At 37.8% G+C, this 20099-nt stretch carries 16 protein-coding genes and 1 tRNA gene; 5 read left to right on the plus strand and 12 right to left on the minus strand.

The features are described from left to right. Positions 1-155: 155 nt before the first annotated feature. The 6 genes from HYW21_05540 to HYW21_05565 are packed head-to-tail and all read right to left on the minus strand — an operon-like array spanning position 156 to position 9571. Positions 156-3323 carry a type I restriction endonuclease subunit R gene (locus tag HYW21_05540; GenBank protein ID MBI2548786.1) on the minus strand — a complete coding sequence of 1056 codons (3168 nt, stop codon included), beginning with the start codon at positions 3321-3323 and terminating at the stop codon, positions 156-158. Next, complete coding sequence (locus HYW21_05545; protein MBI2548787.1) at positions 3304-4731, minus strand: hypothetical protein; 1428 nt, start codon at positions 4729-4731, stop codon at positions 3304-3306. Before HYW21_05545 ends, HYW21_05540 begins: the two co-directional genes overlap by 20 nt. Continuing rightward, entirely contained in the window at positions 4728-6011 is a 1284-nt protein-coding gene (locus HYW21_05550; GenBank protein ID MBI2548788.1) for a restriction endonuclease subunit S, read from the minus strand. The genes HYW21_05545 and HYW21_05550 overlap by 4 nt, the downstream gene beginning before the upstream one ends. Positions 6012-6020: 9 nt before the next feature. Continuing rightward, the gene (locus tag HYW21_05555; GenBank protein MBI2548789.1) at positions 6021-6632 is read right to left on the minus strand and encodes a hypothetical protein; all 612 of its coding nucleotides are present in this window, start codon (positions 6630-6632) and stop codon (positions 6021-6023) included. A gap of 54 nt (positions 6633-6686) precedes the next feature. Beyond that, a complete protein-coding gene (locus HYW21_05560) occupies positions 6687-8045 on the minus strand; it encodes a putative DNA binding domain-containing protein (GenBank protein MBI2548790.1) in 1359 nt (452 codons plus the stop codon). Between the two features lie 2 nt (positions 8046-8047). Then, entirely contained in the window at positions 8048-9571 is a 1524-nt protein-coding gene (locus HYW21_05565) for an SAM-dependent DNA methyltransferase (protein MBI2548791.1), read from the minus strand. Positions 9572-9848: 277 nt separating this feature from the next. Between HYW21_05565 and HYW21_05570 the strand changes: the two genes are divergently transcribed. After that, positions 9849-10082, plus strand: coding sequence for a hypothetical protein (locus tag HYW21_05570; protein ID MBI2548792.1), 234 nt, complete (start codon positions 9849-9851; stop codon positions 10080-10082). 410 nt (positions 10083-10492) lie between these two features. Next, positions 10493-11803, plus strand: coding sequence for a glycosyltransferase (locus tag HYW21_05575; protein MBI2548793.1), 1311 nt, complete (start codon positions 10493-10495; stop codon positions 11801-11803). An 82-nt stretch (positions 11804-11885) separates the two neighbouring features. On the opposite strand, the gene HYW21_05580 is transcribed toward HYW21_05575, so the two are convergent. From HYW21_05580 to HYW21_05605, 6 genes are all read right to left on the minus strand, one after another. After that, on the minus strand, positions 11886-13055 hold the full coding sequence (locus HYW21_05580; GenBank protein ID MBI2548794.1) for an aminotransferase class I/II-fold pyridoxal phosphate-dependent enzyme: 1170 nt from the start codon (positions 13053-13055) through the stop codon (positions 11886-11888). A gap of 110 nt (positions 13056-13165) precedes the next feature. Beyond that, the gene (locus HYW21_05585; GenBank protein ID MBI2548795.1) at positions 13166-14227 is read right to left on the minus strand and encodes a M20/M25/M40 family metallo-hydrolase; all 1062 of its coding nucleotides are present in this window, start codon (positions 14225-14227) and stop codon (positions 13166-13168) included. Beyond that, positions 14208-15128 carry an acetylglutamate kinase gene (gene argB, locus HYW21_05590; GenBank protein MBI2548796.1) on the minus strand — a complete coding sequence of 307 codons (921 nt, stop codon included), beginning with the start codon at positions 15126-15128 and terminating at the stop codon, positions 14208-14210. Before argB ends, HYW21_05585 begins: the two co-directional genes overlap by 20 nt. Then, complete coding sequence (locus HYW21_05595; protein ID MBI2548797.1) at positions 15128-16138, minus strand: N-acetylornithine carbamoyltransferase; 1011 nt, start codon at positions 16136-16138, stop codon at positions 15128-15130. Before HYW21_05595 ends, argB begins: the two co-directional genes overlap by 1 nt. A 23-nt stretch (positions 16139-16161) precedes the next feature. Beyond that, positions 16162-17226, minus strand: a complete 1065-nt coding sequence (gene argC, locus HYW21_05600) for an N-acetyl-gamma-glutamyl-phosphate reductase (protein ID MBI2548798.1) — start codon at positions 17224-17226, stop codon at positions 16162-16164. Further along, positions 17192-18298, minus strand: coding sequence for a hypothetical protein (locus HYW21_05605; GenBank protein MBI2548799.1), 1107 nt, complete (start codon positions 18296-18298; stop codon positions 17192-17194). Before HYW21_05605 ends, argC begins: the two co-directional genes overlap by 35 nt. 170 nt (positions 18299-18468) lie before the next feature. Between HYW21_05605 and HYW21_05610 the strand changes: the two genes are divergently transcribed. The 3 genes from HYW21_05610 to HYW21_05620 all read left to right on the plus strand — a co-directional run bounded on the left by HYW21_05610 (position 18469) and on the right by HYW21_05620 (position 20004). Beyond that, positions 18469-19167 carry a DNA alkylation repair protein gene (locus tag HYW21_05610; protein MBI2548800.1) on the plus strand — a complete coding sequence of 233 codons (699 nt, stop codon included), beginning with the start codon at positions 18469-18471 and terminating at the stop codon, positions 19165-19167. A 45-nt stretch (positions 19168-19212) separates the two neighbouring features. Next, positions 19213-19920, plus strand: a complete 708-nt coding sequence (locus HYW21_05615; GenBank protein MBI2548801.1) for a hypothetical protein — start codon at positions 19213-19215, stop codon at positions 19918-19920. Further along, positions 19921-20004 (plus strand) — tRNA-Ser (locus HYW21_05620). Positions 20005-20099 lie beyond the last annotated feature (95 nt).

Here is a 20099-nt window from a genome sequence, read left to right on the forward strand (position 1 = left end):
GCCATTTGTCAGAAATATAATTCATAGAGTATTCAGAAGTATTTGATAGGCTACTATTAATCAACTCAGTTGTATCTTGACTAAATAATTCGTAAAGGCTTTTTATGTCCATTTTATAAGATCCGAGTCCATTCTTTCTTTCTAGAGGGAAAAACTCATTTACTTACCCAACCCTTAGCAATTAATTCTGCTTGCTTCAAAACTGTTTCAATTGCATTCTTCTCTTTATCAGGAGGATAACCATATTTTCTTAAAATCTTCTTGACTTTCAAACGCATTCCTGCTTGTACACTTTCCCTTTGAGTCCAATCTATTGTTACACTATTTCTAATCATTTCAGTTAATTCTAATGCAATTTTTCTGAGAGCATCATCACCTAAAATTTTAACAGCACTATCATTAACTTCAAGAGCATCATAAAATGCAACCTCATCATCACTCATATTAAGCTCTTTACCTCTGCCTTTCTCATCTCTTACTTTTCTTGCTAATTCAATCAACTCTTCAATAACTTGGGCAGCTTCTATACTCTTATTTGTATATTTCTTGATGGTTTTATCGAGCAAGTCCATGAATGATTTAGCTTGAACCATATTTTTCTTTGAAATGATTCTTATTTCATCATTGAGCAGTTTCTTTAATGCTTCAAATGCAAGATTCTTCTGAGGCATTTCCTTGACTTCTGCCAAGAAACCCTCAGATAAAATGGAGAGTTCTGGTTTTTGAATTCCTGCTGCTTCAAAAATATCTATAATTCTATCGGAGATTACCGCTTTTGACAAAATCTGCTTAATTGCAGAATCAAATTTATCCTGTAATTCTCTCTTTGTTTCTGTTGTTTTAGTAATGGCAGATTTTATTGCTTGGAAAAGTCCCACTTCATCTTTTATTTTCATCGCCTGATCATGTGGAACAGCTAAAGAAAATGCTTTTAGAAGCGCAGTTACTTCTCTGGCAAATCTCTCCTTTTTGTCTTTCTCTTTGAGAATATGCTCCATTGCAGACGGAACAAAAGAGATTCTCTCTTCTGGTCTATGCTGGAAGAATTTTTTATAATTGAAGCCATAAAACATATCTTTTACAACTTCATACTTTTCCATCATGAGCTTAACTGCTTGCTCTTGGTCAAAAGTCGGTTTTCCTTTTCCACCACTTTCGGTATAATTCATTAAAGCTTTTTTAAGTTCAGCACCAACACCCATATAATCAACGATTAAACCGCCTTCTTTTCCCGGATAAACTCTGTTTACTCTGGCAATTGCCTGCATTAATGTATGTCCTTTTATGGGCTTGTCTAAATACATAGTATGAAGAGAGGGAGCATCAAAGCCAGTCAGAAACATATCTCTTACAACTATTAATTTTAATTCATGCTTATCATTTTTTAGATTATCTCCTATCTGCTTTCTTCTCTTTCTATTTCTTATATGCTGTTGCCATTCTTTAGGATCAGAAGCTGAACCAGTCATAACGATTTTTATAAAGCCTTTGTCATCATCTTCATTATGCCATTCTGGTTTTACTTTTATTATTTCGTTGTATAAATCAACACAAATTCTTCTGCTCATACCAACAATAATTCCTTTTCCTTCTAAAACAGATATTCTTTCCTCAAAATGCTTTACTATATCTTTGGCGATTCTGCTTATTCTTCTGGGAGAGCCTGCAACCTTTTCCAATTGCGCCCATTTGCTTTTTAGTTTGTCTTTGCCTTCAATTTCTTCCCCTTCTGTGGCTTCCTCAAACTCTTCATCTATTTTCGGTCTTTCTTCGGGCTTTAGTTCAAGTTTTGCTAATCTACTTTCATAAAAAATTCTAACCGTAGCTCCATCTTCAACTGCCTGCTCAATATCATAGACATCAACATATTTCCCGAATACTGCTGGGGTGCTTCTATCTGATTTCTCAATAGGAGTTCCAGTAAATCCAATAAACGAGGCATTTGGCAGGGCATCTCTCAAATACTTAGCATATCCATAAGTGATTAATGCTTTTTCTTTCTTGTCTAATATTTTAGCAGAAAAACCATACTGGCTTCTATGGGCTTCATCGGCAATAACAATTATGTTATCTCTTTCTGAGAGAATAGGATATTTTTCTCTGTCTTCTTCTGGAAAGAATTTTTGTATTGTTGTGAAAACAACACCGCCAGAAGATACTTTGAGAAGTTTCTGAATTTCTTTTCTGTCATTTGCTTGTGTCGGCTTCTGCCTTAGAATCTCTTGGCATTTTCCAAAAGTTCCAAATAGCTGGTCGTCTAAATCGTTTCTATCAGTTAAGACTATGATTGTAGGATTGTCAAATTCTCTGACTAATTTTCCAGAGTAGAAAACCATCGTTAAAGACTTGCCAGAGCCTTGCGTATGCCAGACCACTCCTGCTTTTTTATCGCCTTTTGGCTGTTCTTTAACAGATGAAAGCCCATAAGATTCTGGAGCTTCTCTTACTTGCATGATTGATTTTGCACTGGCTCTTCTTGTTGATTCTATTGCTTTAATCACAGCCCAATATTGATGATAAGCAGCTACTTTCTTTTTTGTCTCTTTATCTTTTTCAAAAACAATGAAGTTCCTGATAATATCCAATATTCTCTTTTTATCACACATTCCTCTGAGTAGGATTTCTATCTCGGTAAATCCTTTCTTTGGCTTTTCTCCGTTGATGGTTTTCCATTGCATAAACCTCTCTCTTTCAGAGGTGATTGTTCCTGCTCGTGCTTCGATTCCATCACTGATGATTAAGATTTCATTAAATCTGAATAAAGACGGTAGCTGTTGCATATAAGTTTGGAATTGGTCGTAAGCTGTCCAAATATCCGCTTTTTCATCTGCCAGATTCTTTAATTCCAAAACTACTAACGGCAAGCCATTTATGAACACAATAACATCAGGTCTTCTTTCAACATTATTTTCAATAATTGTAAACTGATTAACTGCTGAAAATTCATTATTTTCGAGGTTATCAAAGTCGAATAATTTAACTATAATGTGCCTTTCTTCTCCGCCTTTTGAGATTGGAATACTCACCCCATCAACAAGCAGCTTATGGAAACTTTCATTATCGGCAATGAGTTTCTGGCTTTCACTTCTCAGAATTTGCTTTATTGCCTGCTCTCTTGCTTCTTCTGGGATTGATGGGTTAATTTTCCTTAAAGCATATCGCAATTTATTAACAAGAACAACATCTTTGTAGTCTGCTCTTAAAGCAGAGCTTCCGCCAGGCAGATATTCCTCATTGCTTCCTCTGATTATATCATAATCAAGATTCTTGAGAATACCCAAAACATTCTCTTCAACGTGTTCTTCAGTTATTAGTTTTTTCATGGTTTAATCCTTTTGTTAACTTTAGGTATTCTTGGTATTCTTGAGTAAATATCTCTGGTCTTTCTGTGATATACTTCTCAATATTATTATACAATGCATCACTAATTTTTTTTATTAAATCAACTGTATCTTTTAAACTTTCTTCATTAAGAACAAGGATAGGTAAATAATATCTCTCTTTTGCTGTGATTGGAAGCTTATCTAAGTCTTCACACGCAACTAAATAAAAGAAGGATTTTATCTCATCAAGACTTAATTCATTGTCAATATTTGCTTTGTATATGTTTGCTCTTGTAATTATAACCGGGAAAAGTCCGTTAAACTTGAAGCTTTTTTCATCGGTTATCCAAGATATTGATTTTTTATGTTGATACTCGCATGCATTCAATAGATTATTTGAAGACTTAAACAAGGGTTCATTTCCTTTTTGTTCTAATTTACCATTATTATCTTGTAAATAAACGACTGATTTTGACACAACTACACTACCAAATTGTTTGATAAATTCGGATAATAATATATAACCTCCACCATAGCCCAATAAGTGAGAACTAATCGATAAAAAATTTGGAAACATAAAGGGCAAGTTTTCTGGTTCTTCTCCATCTAATTCAAATATACATATCGACGAATTACTCCAATCTTTAACTTCGGAGATAACCCTGAGTTGTAAACAGGGAAACAGATTCTTTTCTTTATTTTCAAAGGTTTTAAACTTGACATTTCCTAAAAGATCTATGTCTTTAGAAACTTCACCATACTGGTTTTTCTCAAAATATCTTGAAGAGAAAGTATTAATTCCCAAATCCTTCAGCTTCTCCCTTATTTGAACTTCAAAGGGAATTCCTGATTTCTTTAATGCCTCGATTATCTTTTCTTTTTGATTATCAATCTCTATTATCTCCAAAACAGATATTTGATCACATCTCTTTTCTGCAAACACCATAGTTCTATGATTGCCAGACATGATCTCAAAATTATTGTCTGCTTTTTTTACAATTATTGGCAAGTATTCATTAATAATATCAAAATTAGCTAATACAAATTTCACACGTTTTTTAACTTTTTCATTATCTTTGTTTTCATTAAAGAAATCTGAAATCTTTTTACCTGAAGAACCAGAAATTCCATCCAAATTATCGTGATTCTTTTCAATGATCAAACTGTCTAACTTCACTGATTTTTTGCAGAATTTTTTATCTTTCAGTCTGTTAAGCCAGAATATGTTTCGTTCATTAATTTTTTTAACTTTTTCCTCTATAGCTTGTACAGTTAAATTCTTTGATTCTTCCGTAAATTCTTCTAATTTCTGTTTGATGTTTTTCGGATTAAAATCTGATGAATTTGTGAACTCACTAAATTTAATATCAACATAAAAAAGTTGACATAAATAATCTGAATTGCTCATGCTCTAACCTCAATTGGAACTCTTATCTTTCCAGACATTAGTCTTGGGAGAAGAGAGTCTCGGATTTGTGATAAATTCTGAATTTCCCCTAAATTATCAATCATTTTAACAAAAAGATAATTCATCATCTTGTTTATCTTTTGCAAAAATATTTCATTAGGAATGAGGTAGATAAAATTTTCAATATCTGAATTGCTTATGTTGCCTTGAGCACTACTCGCAGAAGAGCCACCACTTATTAATCCCTGGATTTCATTAGTATTTAGTATAAGATACATAAGATATTTATTATTAGATTCAACTTTTCCTACTCGTTGATTCAATAAAATTTTATCTTCCGTTTTAGGAATTATCCCTATTTTCCCAATCTTTGCTCCCGTCATTGCAATTAAAACATCTCCGGAAAAAAGATAAAATCTATTATTTGTTTTATTGTATAATTCTTCTGAAATATAACTTTCAAAATTAAAATCCATAAGGGGGGGTTGAATATTCTTAATCTTTGCTAAACCAATTCCATCATCTAAAAAATCCTTACTCTTAAAAGCAAAACCCGGCTGGATTTTTCCTAATTCTCCTAATTTACCGACATTCCAACCTTTCGGAATCTCTTTATCCAATTCTTCATTATGAACCATCTCTCCACCAGAGCTTTTGTATGGTTTGCCTTCCTCGCTTGGAAATTCAAAATCAACAAACCATCTTTTGAAAATTGCCTTTCCTATTGCTTCCAAAGTTTTGTTCATTTGCTGGTTGAGTTCAATTTTTGAATCTAAGTCTGAGAGGATTTTAGCGATGGCAATTTGTTCAGGAAAAGAGGGGATATTGATTTCATAGCTCATAATCGAATTTTTATCTCCACGTGGCATTTTGGTTCCCTTAGAAGTCAAAACAGTAAATTCAAAAAAGTTATCTTGAGATAAATAGTAGTAAAGATATTTGTTGTTTATGCTTGATTTTTTCCTTATAACCAATACATCATTAGAGCAACCACCGGAAAATTCTGCCAACCAAAATTTCTTAAAATATGTCCTAATATTTGAGAATAAAATATCTCCTTCTCTGAATTGAGTTACCTTCCCAACTTTGGGTAATGAAGAAGCCACAGTAATCCCGCCTTTTTCAGGCAGCATATTTTCGGTTGAAATAAAATTATTCAGATTTATGTCAACAAGACTAATCTTTTCAGTAATATATGAAGCAGTTTCTTTTAACTCTTTAACTTCCCAATCTTCAGGAATTAGTCCTATTTCAGTTTCTTTAAATTTTGTTGGCTTCATTTTTCCCATTCATTGCCCATATTCATAATACAGATTATCCAGTTCATTTACCTTCTCCCATATCTGTTGGTATTTCTTATAGTCTTGTTTATTCAAATAGGCATCCATATCGTGCTGGTAGAGAATCTTAATGCATTCTATAAAGTGCAATTGCATTTTTCCTTCTTCTAAAGAGCGTATTTTTTCCCATAATGAAAACAATGAGTCAGACCACAAATCTACTATTTCTTTTTCGTCGGTATCCCATTCGCCCCAAGTAAAAAGAAGAAAGTTAGTTCTAAAATGTTCAAGGGCATTTCTTGCTGCAATCCTAACCCTCCCATCGTTATCATCAATTAATCTTAATGCATTAAGAAATTGTTTTCTGAAATCCTTAAAATCCCAGTTTTTTCTGTAAAACCTTGAAACAGCATACATTGCAACGTATCGCTCTTCCCAATCATTTGAATCAGATTTCAATAAAACCAAATTAAGAAATTCTTGTTTGTGGGTGGTTTTGTTTGACCGTGATAATTTCATAATATTATCTAGCACTTTATACCTCACCTTCTTATCTTTACTCTTCAAAGCACCAATTAACAGCTCAGCATTCATATTCCGGAAATATTTTTCTTGTGCCATTTCAGTCTTCAGGAATCAGTCCTATTTCAGTTTGTTTGAATTTTAATTTATGTTTCATCTCAAAATCTCCCAATGCCCGCCTTTATCAGGGCCGACTCTTTTTATTCTTCCATCATCTTTGAGCTTGGTTATATTCCACTCTACACCTCTTCTTGAAAGCCCTGTTATTGATTCAAGCTGTTTTATGCTGACTGAGGGATTTTCTTTAATTGCATTGATAATTTTCTCCACAGTTTTCTCCACAGTTTTCTCCACAGTTTTCTGGGCACCGTAAAACCTCTGTTCATAGCTTTCCATCTGTAAATCAGGTCTCTTGAATGTTATAGTAAACCAGTTCTCATCAGTTTCTATCTTGGGATTGCTAAGCTTGTACTCTTTCATAGCATTCCTTATCCTCAATATTCCTGTGCCTGCTTTTTCCACAAGATTCATTTTGGAAAGTAATCCAAACAGAAGTTTATTCCTTGACAGGCTCTTTTTTCCAAGATCAGAAAGCCTTATCCCAGGAACAAGCCCGCCAGGATTTACTATTTCCAACCTGTCCTTAAAGATATAAACTTGAATCTCTGCATTTGAGAAATAATCCCTGTGCACTATTGCATTGAGCAATGCTTCCCTTAATGCCTCTTCAGGCAATTCCAATTTTTCTTCCCTTGGACCAGCTGTTTTAATTATGTACTCTGTATTTAATTTAGATTTAATATAGTCTATTACATCCACATAGTTTGAATATAAATCTCCATCAAATTCTTTCTTGTCAAGGATGTTTACCTTATCATTTCCCAAAAACAAGACGCAGGTAATCTGCGCATTTAAGAAAAATCGAGTAACCTTATTACAAAATAATAAGACTCCTGCATTTTTTATCTTGCTATCTTGCAAAAGCTCCATATTCCTAAGAATTTCCTTTTCACTTAAAATTGGGCTTATTTTTGACCTATCCAGAAATATTCTAAACGCCTCTTTATTGAAATCAGCATTCAGATTAAATCTCTCATTTACCTTCTCATCAAATAATATTTTTCCCTCTTTCTGGAAAAATTCCCTAATTTCATCTCTGTTAAGCTGCTGTGAATTTGCACCCTGCCTTACATAAAATTTTCCGTTTGTGGAGTAAGGCTTATTCTTTCCTTCATGAACAATAATGATAAGGACATTTGAAAATTCCTCTAAGAACACTTCCAATTTTGGATCACAATTTCTTGCTATATCCTGGATTTGAGATTTCAGCCTGTTTGTTATCTCAATTCCCTTTATTTTCCTGTCATCGGAAATGCCAATCAAAATTTTGCCGCCGTTTCCATTAGCAAAAGAGCAAATCTCTCTAGCTAAATCAGAAGAAAATGACTCTTTAAACTCGACATTGTACCCTTCTCCCTCTGAAATCAGGAACTCAAATTCTTTCTTATCCATATTTACACCTTAAACCCAATACTCTCCAAATTCTTCTTTATTTCAACATCCAACTTCTGCCCTTCTTTCATCTGTTCAGACAATTCAGCAGTTAATCGTTTCATTCTCTCTTCAAAAGCTTCGTCATCTTCTACTTCTTCTTGGATTCCAACATATCTTCCAGGAGTTAGGATAAAATTGTTCTTTTCAATCTCTTCTAATTTAGCGGATTTGCAAAAGCCAGTAACCTCTTCATATTTGAGCTTATTTTCTCCTCTCCATGAGTGATAAGTGGAAGAGATTTTCTTAACATCATCTTCAGTCAACTCACGATGCCGTCTATCAATCATCACGCCCATATTTCTGGCATCAATAAACAAGATTTGCCCTCTTCTGTCCCTAAACGAATGGTCTTTTTTATCTCGTGTAACAAACCATAAACACGCAGGTATCATGGTGTTATAAAATAACTGAGATGGCAAAGCTACCATGCAATCAACCATATCAGCATTAACGATATTTTTCCTTATTTCTCCTTCATTGGAAGTATTAGAACTCATTGAGCCATTTGCCAGAACAAAACCTGCCACCCCAGTAGGGTTTAGATGATGAATAAAATGCTGAACCCATGCAAAATTAGCATTATTCTTTGGAGGAACTCCAAACTTCCAGCGTACATCTTCCTGCAATAATTCACCGTTCCAATCAGAATCGTTAAATGGAGGATTAGCAAGAATAAAATCTGCTTTCAAATCTTTATGCTGGTCATCATGGAAAGCATCGCCCCATTTGATATTTGAGTCAATCCCTCTAATCGCCATATTCATCTTACAAAGCCGCCATGTTGTCTGGTTGCTTTCCTGTCCATAAACAGAGATGTCTCCTATTCTTCCGCCATGTGCTTCAACGAATTTTTCGGATTGAACAAACATTCCACCTGAACCACAGCAGGGGTCAAATATTCTTCCCTTGTATGGCTCTAACATCTCAGTTAATAGCTTTACGATAGAACGAGGAGTATAGAACTGCCCGCCTTTCTTTCCTTCAGCAGAGGCAAACTCGCCTAAAAAGTATTCATAAACTCTTCCAAGAATGTCTTTACTTCTGTTTTCTTTATCACCAAGTCCAATCGTGCCAATTAAATCGATTAATTCCCCTAATCTTTGTTTATTCAATCCTGGACGAGCATAATTCTTCGGAAGAACACCTTTAAGTGTGGGATTATCTCTTTCAATAATATCCATTGCTTCATCAAGAAATTTTCCAATCTCTGGTTTTTTTGCATTGGCTTGAAGATGCTCCCATCTTGCTACTTTTGGAACAAAGAAAATTCTCCTAGAGACATACTCATCAACATCTTCTGGATCTGAATCTTTCTCTGTCTTCAGTTTTTCATAAACTTCTATAAAAGCATCAGAAATATACTTTAAAAAAATCAAACCTAAAACAACGTGCTTATATTCAGCAGCATCCATATTGCTTCTTAACTTATCAGCAGAAGACCATAATTTTTGTTCAAAACCTAAGTTAGCACCGTTATTTGACATTTTCTCGCCCCCCACTTAAACGCTACTTCTCCGATTCACTTCAGCATCTCCCAACGTCCGCCCCCTGCCAGGGCCAACTCGTTTTAAAAGTATTACGGTGGACTTTATGCATAATAATGACACTTCCTTATAACTATTACGTTTTATACCCCCTCTTCCTATTTTTTCGGTCTATACCGAATGATTTCCGAAGATTCAACCACAAAACATATGAAGGTGGAATACTTTCCGCTAGTTAAGCAAGATTTTTCAGTTCAAGAGGTGATGGAGGCACCGTATGGTTGCCGTACATCGAATAACTGTTCGGGTAACAAAAAATCAACTTGAACGAGTTAAGCTCAATGCACAAGCAAATGGGTATGTGAACCTGTCTGATTATATACGATGTTTAGCGCTGGAAAGGGATATCTCAGTTGAAAAGATGCTCTATGAGCTATATAACAAACTTCTTCCTGAGAAAGCCAGCCACAAGCCTTCCCGCGTTGATAAACCACTAACCCGATTCATGTAGATTTGTGCAGACATCTGGCGTACAAACTTTATAAGCCCGATTCCTTTCCTGTTAAGGAATGAAACGCTCAGACTTTACTGACGAGGAATGGGAGAAGCTTAGAGAGATCGTTCAGCTCTATCAGGAAGAGCATGGAAAGGTTGAATAATCCTATTCAGGAGTGCTATTTTCTGTTTTCAGCAGGTTTATATACAAGCTGTACTCATATATTACTAGCCAAATTCTTTGGAATAAATCTCTACTCGATAAAGCGGGAATCATCATAAAACTATCATCTGCCCCCATCGGGCATTCTTCTCCTTTTAACCTATGAGACTCTCTTAGTCGACAAGAAATCTCCACCAACTAAATATTACTTAAAAGTAGTGAATTTAGAAAGGTTTATAAGGAAGTTATGAAACAACTTATTTATGATTCACCTCCAGACATTACGCAGTTCTTTTCCTGACTTGCAATTCTTTGGAAATACATTTATTGCCATGTATTTAGCAGCAAATATTCCTCAAGGCACACTTGTTTCAAGAAAAGTAGGTGGTTCTTTACCGGAATTACACTGGCAGGCAGTTATGCAGGAGAATTTGGGTGTTCGATTGGTATATCATGATTATTTAGGAAACTCTACAAATGGTCAAGGCCTAGCAGCCCTTGTCCGTCAAGAAGCAGATAGAGGGGAAAATCCTGTGGTTGTTAATTACCACTTCCCGGATAATGACCTTGAGGAGCGCGTAATTGCCAAAAAAAATGATGCAGGTAGTGATGTTCGACAATTCGTGCATTTACATTGTTCTGCAGAATTCTTCTTTCAGAACAGAAAAACACAAGAACAACGGCAAGTGAATCTTAGACGTGCTTATGACGAGAGGTGGGTCGATAAATTTATCGCAGTTAGCTACGCTGTAAGAGATTCATACCTTAGCGTACTCCCCCATGATGCAATGGAAGTGGTAAGAAATGGCGTACCTGAAGAGGTTTATGAATTCCGACCTGAAAGGGATAAGGATGCATTCAAGAATCAAGTACAACTACAAGGAAAATTTCTTGTAGGATATTCTGGAAGACTAGATACAGTCAAAGGCTATCAGGATTTAATTGCTATTTTATCATGGTTTAATAAACATCCCGAATACGATGTAGGATTTCTCATCGCAAGTTCTGGTGGAGCAAAATTACCTCAATTTGAGGGCGATGTTGCTTCACGTGCACCTAGGCTATTAAGAGAGAATCGCTTAGGAATGGTACTAGATGTTGCAAAATTTGTGGGAGGAAAAAAGCACTACAATACAACCGTTTATGATTTTTTCACGCAATTCGTAGAGACTAGCTTACGTCCTCAGTGCAGACTTTACAAATGTGTTAGTCCTGCACCACTACAAGCAATGGTCGATGTCTATATACAACCTTCTGAATCCGAAGGTCTGCCTTTGGCTGTAATCGAAGCAGCGTTTACAGGGGTACCTATTGTCGCTTACAGAGTAGGAGGCATTCCGGAGATTGTCTCTGATGCCAATGGCAAATGTGTTGATTATCATCCAAAACAGAGAGTAAGAGTTAATGAATTCTGTGATGCAATAGTGGCTGGTATTGAGCAAAACTATCGACGTGATGGGTTACATGATTCAACAAATTTTAGAATGGAGTTAAGAAATAGACTAGTACCTATCTTTGGAGCAAATGCCATGACCACCAATATAAATAGAGTCTATAGAGATGCCATCCGATAAAGATCTTTTAGTACCGTAAAAGATATGACCCCAATCTCCACACTTCGATATAGAGATTTATGGCTAAACGAGATTAAAGTTTTCAAATCACCTTCTGAAATCGTCCTATCACTTCATCTACCTTATCAGAGTCAGGGGTACACAAGGCTAGTCGAACATACTGAGGAATGCCGAAAGGACGTCCAGGAACAACACCAATGCCAACTTGCAACAAGTTTTCTGAAAGCCTGTCTCCATCATAAACTGGATGTCGGGCACAAAGATAAAGACCTCCTTGTGGGGTAAGGACAGTAAACCCAAGCCTCGAAAGTTCTTGTTCGTACGTTCGTAACTTTTGAAGTGCTGGTTGCCAATCAACGTTCAGAGGAAGATGACATTGACTAAGAGCTAGCTGTTCACGGGTTGGAGCCTGAACCACTCCTCGTGCAGGAAGTCGATCTGCCAAACGTTGTACTGCCCCCTGATAATCAGGGAATTCAGGATGCAACGCAACATAGCCTATTCGACATCCAGCTAAACGCCCCTCTTTAGAGAATGAATACACAACCGCAGTAAGCTCGTAATCAAGAGTTTTAATAACTGAGTTCCATTGTTCACCTTCACGTACTAAAGCACGATAAGGCTCATCCGAAATAACCAACAGATTCCTCTTATCATTGTTACTACCATGAAGCATATCTCCCAAGTTACGAAGAAAATTGACTGAGAAAATCTTTCCTGAGGGATTGTTGGGAGAATTAAGAATCAATGCACGTGTGTTTTGATGCACGTTTGTTGTTATCTGCTGGAGTAATGTTTCTTCGTTGTTGGTATAGGGAATAATGTTTGGAGTAAGGCGAGTATGCGTTGCATATTTAACATAGAGCGGGAAATAGGGAGATATAATCAACACTTCTCCAGGAGAGAGTTGGTCAAGTAAAGCAACAATTCCCTGAGCAGCACCAGGCATGGCCACAATGTGCTCTTCAGTTGTTGCAAGACCATTTACCCTACGTTCAAGATCTGCCACTGAACTGCGAAAGTCTGAGTGTCCTGAAGAAGATGTATACGCATTACTCTCTGAGACTCCTTCACGCTCTCTTATGATCAGGTCTTGTAATCGCTGCGCATATTCTCCATTAATACTGCCACAAGGATTACCTTGAGATAAATCCAGTGGTGTAACCCCAGCTTCCCTTGCAGCCGATAGCAGCCTCTGGCGACGGCTACGTATGGGATCTGGTCGAAGAGGACGTTCAAAAGGGGTTTGCATGTTACTTTATCTCATCTTTTACATGCAAAGAACCACTGATGATTTAAAAATATATCTTCATCGAGGTATGTCGTTAAATGTAAAGAATAAAACATATGAAACAAGAAACACTAAGAAGATCTTGCAAAATACTCACGGACAATAGCGGTGTAAGCACGTGTTGCCTTCTCAAGCTCTTCAATCAGAATAAATTCATTGGCAATATGCGATTGTGCGCTATCTCCGGGACCAAGGATAATACCAGGAGCATCAACCCAGTTTAAATCACAGGTTGTTGGCGTTCCATAGACCCTGTTTGCTGTGAGTGCACGCTTTGCTGCACGAACAATGAGCGCATCTCTTTCTGTTTGTTTTGGATGATAACGATTCGCAACGACCGTAACCGTACCTGTAACTGTTTCGGTAAGTACGTCAATCATCCTCTCATTGGGATATTCTGGTGTTGTTCTGATATTTAAGCCAAAGGTACATGATGCAGGAATGATATTAGGGCGTTCTCCGCCATTTATGCTCGTTACCGCTATTGTCGGATAGCCCAACAGAGGATTTTTCTGATGAAATTGCAGGGATTGTATTCTCTTCATATCCTCAACAGCTGCAAGAATAGCGTTGGTACCAAGTTCTGGTTTTGCCGCATGACAACTAACTCCGCGTGCATGAACTTCAAGAAGAACAACGCCTTTCATAGCAACTCGTATCTTCAGTCCCGGTTCTCCAATAATTGCTGCATCTATTTGCGGTAAACGATGAATCAAATCTGCAAGACCTTTATCTCCTATTTCTTCTTCGCACGTCAAAGCAAGGATAATGCTTCCTCGAGAAGGAGGAGATTTCGCGAGATCATTGAAAGCAGTAACCATAGCAGCGACGCATCCCTTGGCATCATTTGCTCCTCGGCCATAGATCCTTCCCTTTTGCTCAACTGCCTGAAAGGGATGAGTAATCCAGCCTTCTCCTGGAGGAACAGTATCAGTATGCGTATTCAGTAAAAGCGTTGGCTTTCCTTTACCAAGCATACAATAAACATTTCTGCCATGGACAACCGGCTTAAGCCCTTTTTTTTTCAGATACAAAGTAATAAAACGAACAATATCCTTTTCCTGTCCACTAATACTAGGAATTGCAATAAGATGCTTCAGGAGCGTCTTGGTATCATAATCCTCGTTCAGCATACGACATTTTCTCCTGGGATGTCACCATCATGGTTCCAATTCCTTCTTCAGTGAATATCTCAAAAAGCAATGCGTGTTGCTTACAACCGTTAATGATCTGTGCTCGCCGAACACCGTGCTCAACCGCATGCAAAAGCGTGACGAGCTTGGGATGCATGCCCTGGGTTATAACACCATCCTTAACAAGTTGGTGAAAATCTGTAGTATCAATAACACTTATCACACTATTTTCATCATGGACATTACGGAGAACACCATTGCAATCGGTAAGACTGATGAGCTTACAGGCCTTTAGCTGAACAGCAATCTCTGCTGCAATAGTATCAGCGTTAATATTATAGATCTTTCCTTGATCATCTGCTGCAAGAGAGGAAATAACCGGAACATAATCATTTGCTAGAAGGACCTGCAACAGCTGTGTATCCACTTGTTGTACATCACCAACATGACCATAATCCACCTCAGTAACGTCCCCGGTCTCTATATTTTCGACCTTTTGTACCGGACGCTTTGCTGCATAAATAAGACCACCATCTATTCCAGAAATACCAACTGCTTGGACACCATGCTTCCGCAAAAGTGAAATGAGGTCAGTGTTAATTTTACCTGCAAAAACCATTTTGACTATTTCAAGATCCTCATCGCTTGTTACTCTTCTGCCATTGATAATTGTTGGTGTATGTCCTAACCGTTTGGAAAGCTCAGTTGCCTGCTTTCCTCCACCATGGACAAGGATAATGTGGATGCCTACTTGATGGAGCGCTGCAATGTCAGCTGCAATAGTATTGAGAAGCATTTGATCGTCAATTAAACTACCACCTAGTTTAATAACAAAGGTTTCTCCTTTAAATTTTCGAATATAAGGAATTGCTTTGGTAAATCCCTGAATAGCTTCGAGCATTAGGGTTCACCGAGTAACGTCATAAGAAGACCCATCTGGGCATACAAACGGTTTGCAGCCTGCGTATAGATAATAGAAGCAGGACTATCAATAACAGCATCAGTGGCAACCACGTTTCTTCGAATGGGAAGACAGTGCATAAATTTCGCTCCTTTTGTCTGATGCATTTTTTCTTCATCAACAATCCAATCTTTGTAGGCTTGCCGCATTTTTTTCTCTTCTTGTAGATTTCCATAATAAAGCCGTGATCCCCAACTCTTAGCATAAATAATAGAGCTATCATCCAGTGCGTTATGGTAATCGTGCTGCTGCTCAAACCGAGAATGTTGGGATAGACAGTTCTGTTTTACTTGCTGAAGAATATCCTCATCAAGATCATGGTCAGGAGGATTAATGATGGTTACATCCATACCCATCCTGCTCGCAATAAGTACCGCTGAGTTAGGCACAGCCATAGGTAAAGGACTAGGATGATATGCCCAAAAAAGCACAAATTTTTTTTGGTGAACATTGCCGAGTACTTCCTGCATGGTCATGATATCAGCCAGTGCCTGACAAGGATGGTAGCACGAGGATTCCATATTGATAACGGGTTTTTCACTGTAACGGACAAACCCTTGCATGATCTCATCCTTTTTATCTTGTTCCCAGTTTTCCATAGTAGGAAAGGCTCTAACTGCAAGCACATCACAATATTGAGAAAGAACGTGTGCAGCTTCTTTAATGTGTTCAGCCTTATCACCATCCATGACAACATGGTCCCGCCATTCCAAATTCCACATACCCTTACCCACTTCAAGATTAATTGCATGACCACCCAAAAGAGCCATTCCTGCCTCAAAGCTCGCACGAGTACGCAACGATGGATTAAAAAAGAGCATACCAAGGATTTTTTGCTTAAGTACCTGAGGATAAGATTTTGTTTGCTTAAGCGAAAGACCTAAGGTAACAAGGTGTTGCAGTTCCTCAACAGAAAAATCCTGAGTTGTTATAAAATGCCTGAGTTTCATACGTTCACCACCAGTCAACGGAGTTAGGGACTGCTCCCCAAAAAATCAAGTCCTGCTCGCTGATCAAAGCCAAACATCAAATTCATATTTTGAATCGCCTGACCTGCAGCCCCCTTCACGAGGTTGTCAAGAGCACTACAGACAACGACAAATGTATGCTTGCCTTCTTGTTTGCTCTCCACATTGATGTCACAATAATTAGTCAAGGAAACAACACGACTTTCAGGTGAGGCATCGCGTATCCGAATAAATGGTTGGCCTGCATAAAAATCCTTGTAAAGCTGCCGAAGTTCTGACGACGATAAAGGACGAACGAGTTTTGTGTGAATGGTTGCAAAGATACCCCGAACAAACGGAGCTGAATGGGTAATGAAATGAAAGTTCTCAGGGACAGTACCAAGCAATGTTAACTCTTGCAGAATTTCAGGAGTATGTTGATGGGTAAAGAGTTTGTAGGCATAAAAATTATTCGTTCGAAATGCATGGGTTGTTTCCTGTTTAGGGATATGGCCACTACCTGATGAACCGGTTTTTGCATCAACAATCAAATAATCACTGAGCAATTTTTTCGTAACTAAAGGTATGCATCCTAATAACACTGCTGTTGCAAAACATCCTGGATTTGCGACATAACGTGCCTTAGCAATTGCAGTAGCATGGAGTTCGGGCAACCCATACACAAAATAATGAAGATGTTCATGCGACTGATGTTGCTTTTGATAATACTTTGCATAAATCTCTGGATCTTTGAGACGGAAATCGCCGCTTAAATCAATAATCTTTACTCCCTTGTGCAGAAGATCAGGAACAAGTTCCATTGAGGTTCCATGTGGTGTTGCTAAGAAAACAAGATCTGCGCTCTTTGCAATTTTTATTGCATCATACTCCTCAAAACACAGATTTGTTACACCCAACAGATTTTTGTGCACCTCTGCAATTAGTTTTCCTCCATGAGTCGTTGAGGTAACAGAAACAAGTTCTCCATGAGAATGATGTAGCAATAAACGGATGAGTTCTCCACCAATAAATCCTGAGCCCCCAACCACAGCTACCTTAATTGACTTCACAGGTGTTGATGTGCTGCTCATGATTAATCCCTAGACAATGGATACGATGTTCTTCAGTCTTCAGATGCTTAGCCTTTAGTTTTTTTTCAACGAGGGCAGAAAATTTCTTTGGATTACTCCATGCGTTTGCTGCGGATAGGCCAAGTTTTTTCTCAACAAAGGCTATGCCAACCTCGTCATCGGTAGTTGGCCCACACATGATATCAATAGTATGACCATAGAGGTCCATTGCTTTTTTCGCTCCCCATGCAGCAACAGGATCGCTTGCTGCCATTACCAAGCAACAAACATGCTGCACAAGATCATTATCAGCTAAAATTTCTTGAACTCCATAGTCTCCCATAATACCATCACCAAGTTCCACAACAATGAAATCAGGGTTATAGGCATGTAACGCTTGAATAATTCCTTTAGCTGCTTTTGGAACGACGGCTGCATTTGTTGTTGAAGGGAATCCTACATCAGTAAAGGAAAGTGCCTTAACAGCGCCATGATCTTCCATATTCAACAAGTCTCGCATAAGGGAAACACCAGTAACCTTTGCACCGGCAACAATGTACTGCTTGCTGTGAAGATACTGAATAATCTCGCATGCTGCCTGGGTTTTTCCCGTATTCATACAGGTGCCTGCAACCATGATTAATGGTACTGATGTTGTGAGTGTTTCCTGTAACGGCAGGGCAAAATCCTTCATGTTACATGGCTTACCATCGATAAGAACTCCGCCGAGAACTTCAACTTTTAAGGCATGACCAATACTTTTATTTTCCGAGGTGCAAAGGCCAATAACACCACCCATATTCAGGACATGCAACACATCGCCAACAACCACGGTTTCAGGAATATGACCGACAAATCCCTTCAAAGCTTTACGTTCACCTAAAACACTCACGATAATATCATTTTTAGAGATCTTGGCCATTCTTCCGGTAACAAGTTCCATTTGGTCATAAATCCGTTTTTCTTCAAGTGCCCGTACGACAACAACTTGGCCCTCTTGTGCAACAATGTCAGCCGTCAGGGTAACTTGTTTCTCTAAAGGGATATTTTTTGTCGGCGAAGCAATCTTGTGTACTTCTATCGTAGTCATCATTCACTCTCCGTAGTTTGTAATTTTTGAAAGAACTATAATCATAAAGATCTTGTTTATATATCTTCCGTCTAAGAAGAAACAGGTATGGACAGAAGTGTCTGAAATGGGACAAAAGAAAAGACTTGTGAAAAAAGCCCAAACTTTAAATAGAAGACTTCTTCCAAATACCTATGCTAATCAAACTCAAGCAAACATTACAAAGGCATGCAGATTCTGAAAGAGCAAAAATTCTCCAACGATTTTTTAAAACAGGAAAGGGTGAGTATGGCGAAGGAGACATCTTCTTGGGGATTACTGTTCCCGTACAACGACAAATTGCAAAAACATTTCATAATCTTACGATAAAAGACATCCATGAACTGCTCAAAAGCAAAATTCATGAACATCGGTTGCTCGCCCTGCTTATTCTCGTAGGACAATACGAAAAAGGAAGTAGTACAGAAAAAAAGGAGATCGTTGTATTTTATCTCAAGCACGGTCAATGGATTAATAATTGGGATCTTGTTGATCTCTCGGCACCAAAAATTCTTGGTGATTACTTATTGGACAACCCAAGAGATGTACTCTACAAACTTGTAAGATCACCATCAGTATGGGAAAGAAGAATTGCAATCATTGCAACCTATACGTTTATTCGTCATCAACAATTTGACGATACTATCCATATTGCAGAGCTCCTGATGAAGGATTCACATGATCTTATTCACAAAGCAGTTGGATGGATGCTTCGAGAAGTAGGAAAGCAAAGTCTTGATGTAGAAGAACAATTTGTAAACGAACATTGCCAGCATATGCCAAGGACCATGTTGCGGTATGCTATTGAACGATTTCCCGAGCAAAAACGAAAAATATACCTCCAGAAGAGATAACAAATCAGCAAAAAATATATAAAAGCAGAAATTTCCCCTCACCACATGAGCAAATTAAAACTGTCCACGGTAGCCCTCTTGGGATTAAGTGTCATCTTACTCCTCCTGAGTATTGGCTGTACACAAAAAGCTAATGCATGTAGCACTTTGGAGGGGCATGAACGAGATCTCTGTATCAAAGAGAAAGCCATCAATGACACCAACCTTAGTCTTTGTCAAACAATCGCGAATGAAAACTGGCGAGCAGATTGCGTAAGCAAGATAGCTGTGAGTACGAATAATATTACGCTTTGTGCCCAAGTAACCAATCAAAGCAGAGAATACTGCATTACTGAAATTGCACGACAGAAAAATAATGTTAAACTCTGCACTGCACTAACGGATGAGTACTGGAAAGATACCTGCTATAGTGATTATGCCATCAATAATAGTCAAGATGAATTTTGTCAGGAGATAAATGTTGAGTGGCGCCATGATAGATGTTATAGCACTATTGCAAAGCATGAAAATAACGAGCTACTCTGTGTAAAGATAAAGAACGATGCAACACGCGATCAATGTTTCCGTACCATTGCAGTTACTAAACAAGACATAAAGATCTGTTCACATCTTGTCGATAGACTCGGTGGAGAATACTGTAGGTATTCGGTTGCTCTTGCTCGGAAAGATATCAACGATTGCTTCACCATTACCTTTTCACCAATTCGTCTCGATTGCTTGCAGAGATTTACAACACTCAACCAAACATCCTAAGCCAAGGTGCGACAATCAGGTACTCGGACCGCCTCGAAAGCGGTTTGGCTCTCGCCTTTCCCGGTTCAAATCCGGGCCTTGGCGTTGTACCCCTTTGTGATACTTAGAAAATACCAAATCTCTTTTTTTCTTTTGGTTTATCTAAGGTATCTTTAATTTTTATTTTTTTCTTTTGCTCT

Source organism: Candidatus Woesearchaeota archaeon, from assembly GCA_016187565.1.
GTDB lineage: Archaea > Nanobdellota > Nanobdellia > Woesearchaeales > JACPJR01 > JACPJR01.

Excerpts from the sequence above, each read along its gene's own strand:
- HYW21_05540 (MBI2548786.1), bottom strand. The coding sequence starts at position 3,323 with ATGAAAAAACTAATAACTGAAGAACACGTTGAAGAGAATGTTTTGGGT.
- HYW21_05545 (MBI2548787.1), bottom strand. The coding sequence starts at position 4,731 with ATGAGCAATTCAGATTATTTATGTCAACTTTTTTATGTTGATATTAAA.
- HYW21_05550 (MBI2548788.1), bottom strand. The coding sequence starts at position 6,011 with ATGAAGCCAACAAAATTTAAAGAAACTGAAATAGGACTAATTCCTGAA.
- HYW21_05555 (MBI2548789.1), bottom strand. The coding sequence starts at position 6,632 with ATGGCACAAGAAAAATATTTCCGGAATATGAATGCTGAGCTGTTAATT.
- HYW21_05560 (MBI2548790.1), bottom strand. The coding sequence starts at position 8,045 with ATGGATAAGAAAGAATTTGAGTTCCTGATTTCAGAGGGAGAAGGGTAC.
- HYW21_05565 (MBI2548791.1), bottom strand. The coding sequence starts at position 9,571 with ATGTCAAATAACGGTGCTAACTTAGGTTTTGAACAAAAATTATGGTCT.
- HYW21_05570 (MBI2548792.1), top strand. The coding sequence starts at position 9,849 with ATGGTTGCCGTACATCGAATAACTGTTCGGGTAACAAAAAATCAACTT.
- HYW21_05575 (MBI2548793.1), top strand. The coding sequence starts at position 10,493 with ATGATTCACCTCCAGACATTACGCAGTTCTTTTCCTGACTTGCAATTC.
- HYW21_05580 (MBI2548794.1), bottom strand. The coding sequence starts at position 13,055 with ATGCAAACCCCTTTTGAACGTCCTCTTCGACCAGATCCCATACGTAGC.
- HYW21_05585 (MBI2548795.1), bottom strand. The coding sequence starts at position 14,227 with ATGCTGAACGAGGATTATGATACCAAGACGCTCCTGAAGCATCTTATT.
- argB (MBI2548796.1), bottom strand. The coding sequence starts at position 15,128 with ATGCTCGAAGCTATTCAGGGATTTACCAAAGCAATTCCTTATATTCGA.
- HYW21_05595 (MBI2548797.1), bottom strand. The coding sequence starts at position 16,138 with ATGAAACTCAGGCATTTTATAACAACTCAGGATTTTTCTGTTGAGGAA.
- argC (MBI2548798.1), bottom strand. The coding sequence starts at position 17,226 with ATGAGCAGCACATCAACACCTGTGAAGTCAATTAAGGTAGCTGTGGTT.
- HYW21_05605 (MBI2548799.1), bottom strand. The coding sequence starts at position 18,298 with ATGATGACTACGATAGAAGTACACAAGATTGCTTCGCCGACAAAAAAT.
- HYW21_05610 (MBI2548800.1), top strand. The coding sequence starts at position 18,469 with ATGCTAATCAAACTCAAGCAAACATTACAAAGGCATGCAGATTCTGAA.
- HYW21_05615 (MBI2548801.1), top strand. The coding sequence starts at position 19,213 with ATGAGCAAATTAAAACTGTCCACGGTAGCCCTCTTGGGATTAAGTGTC.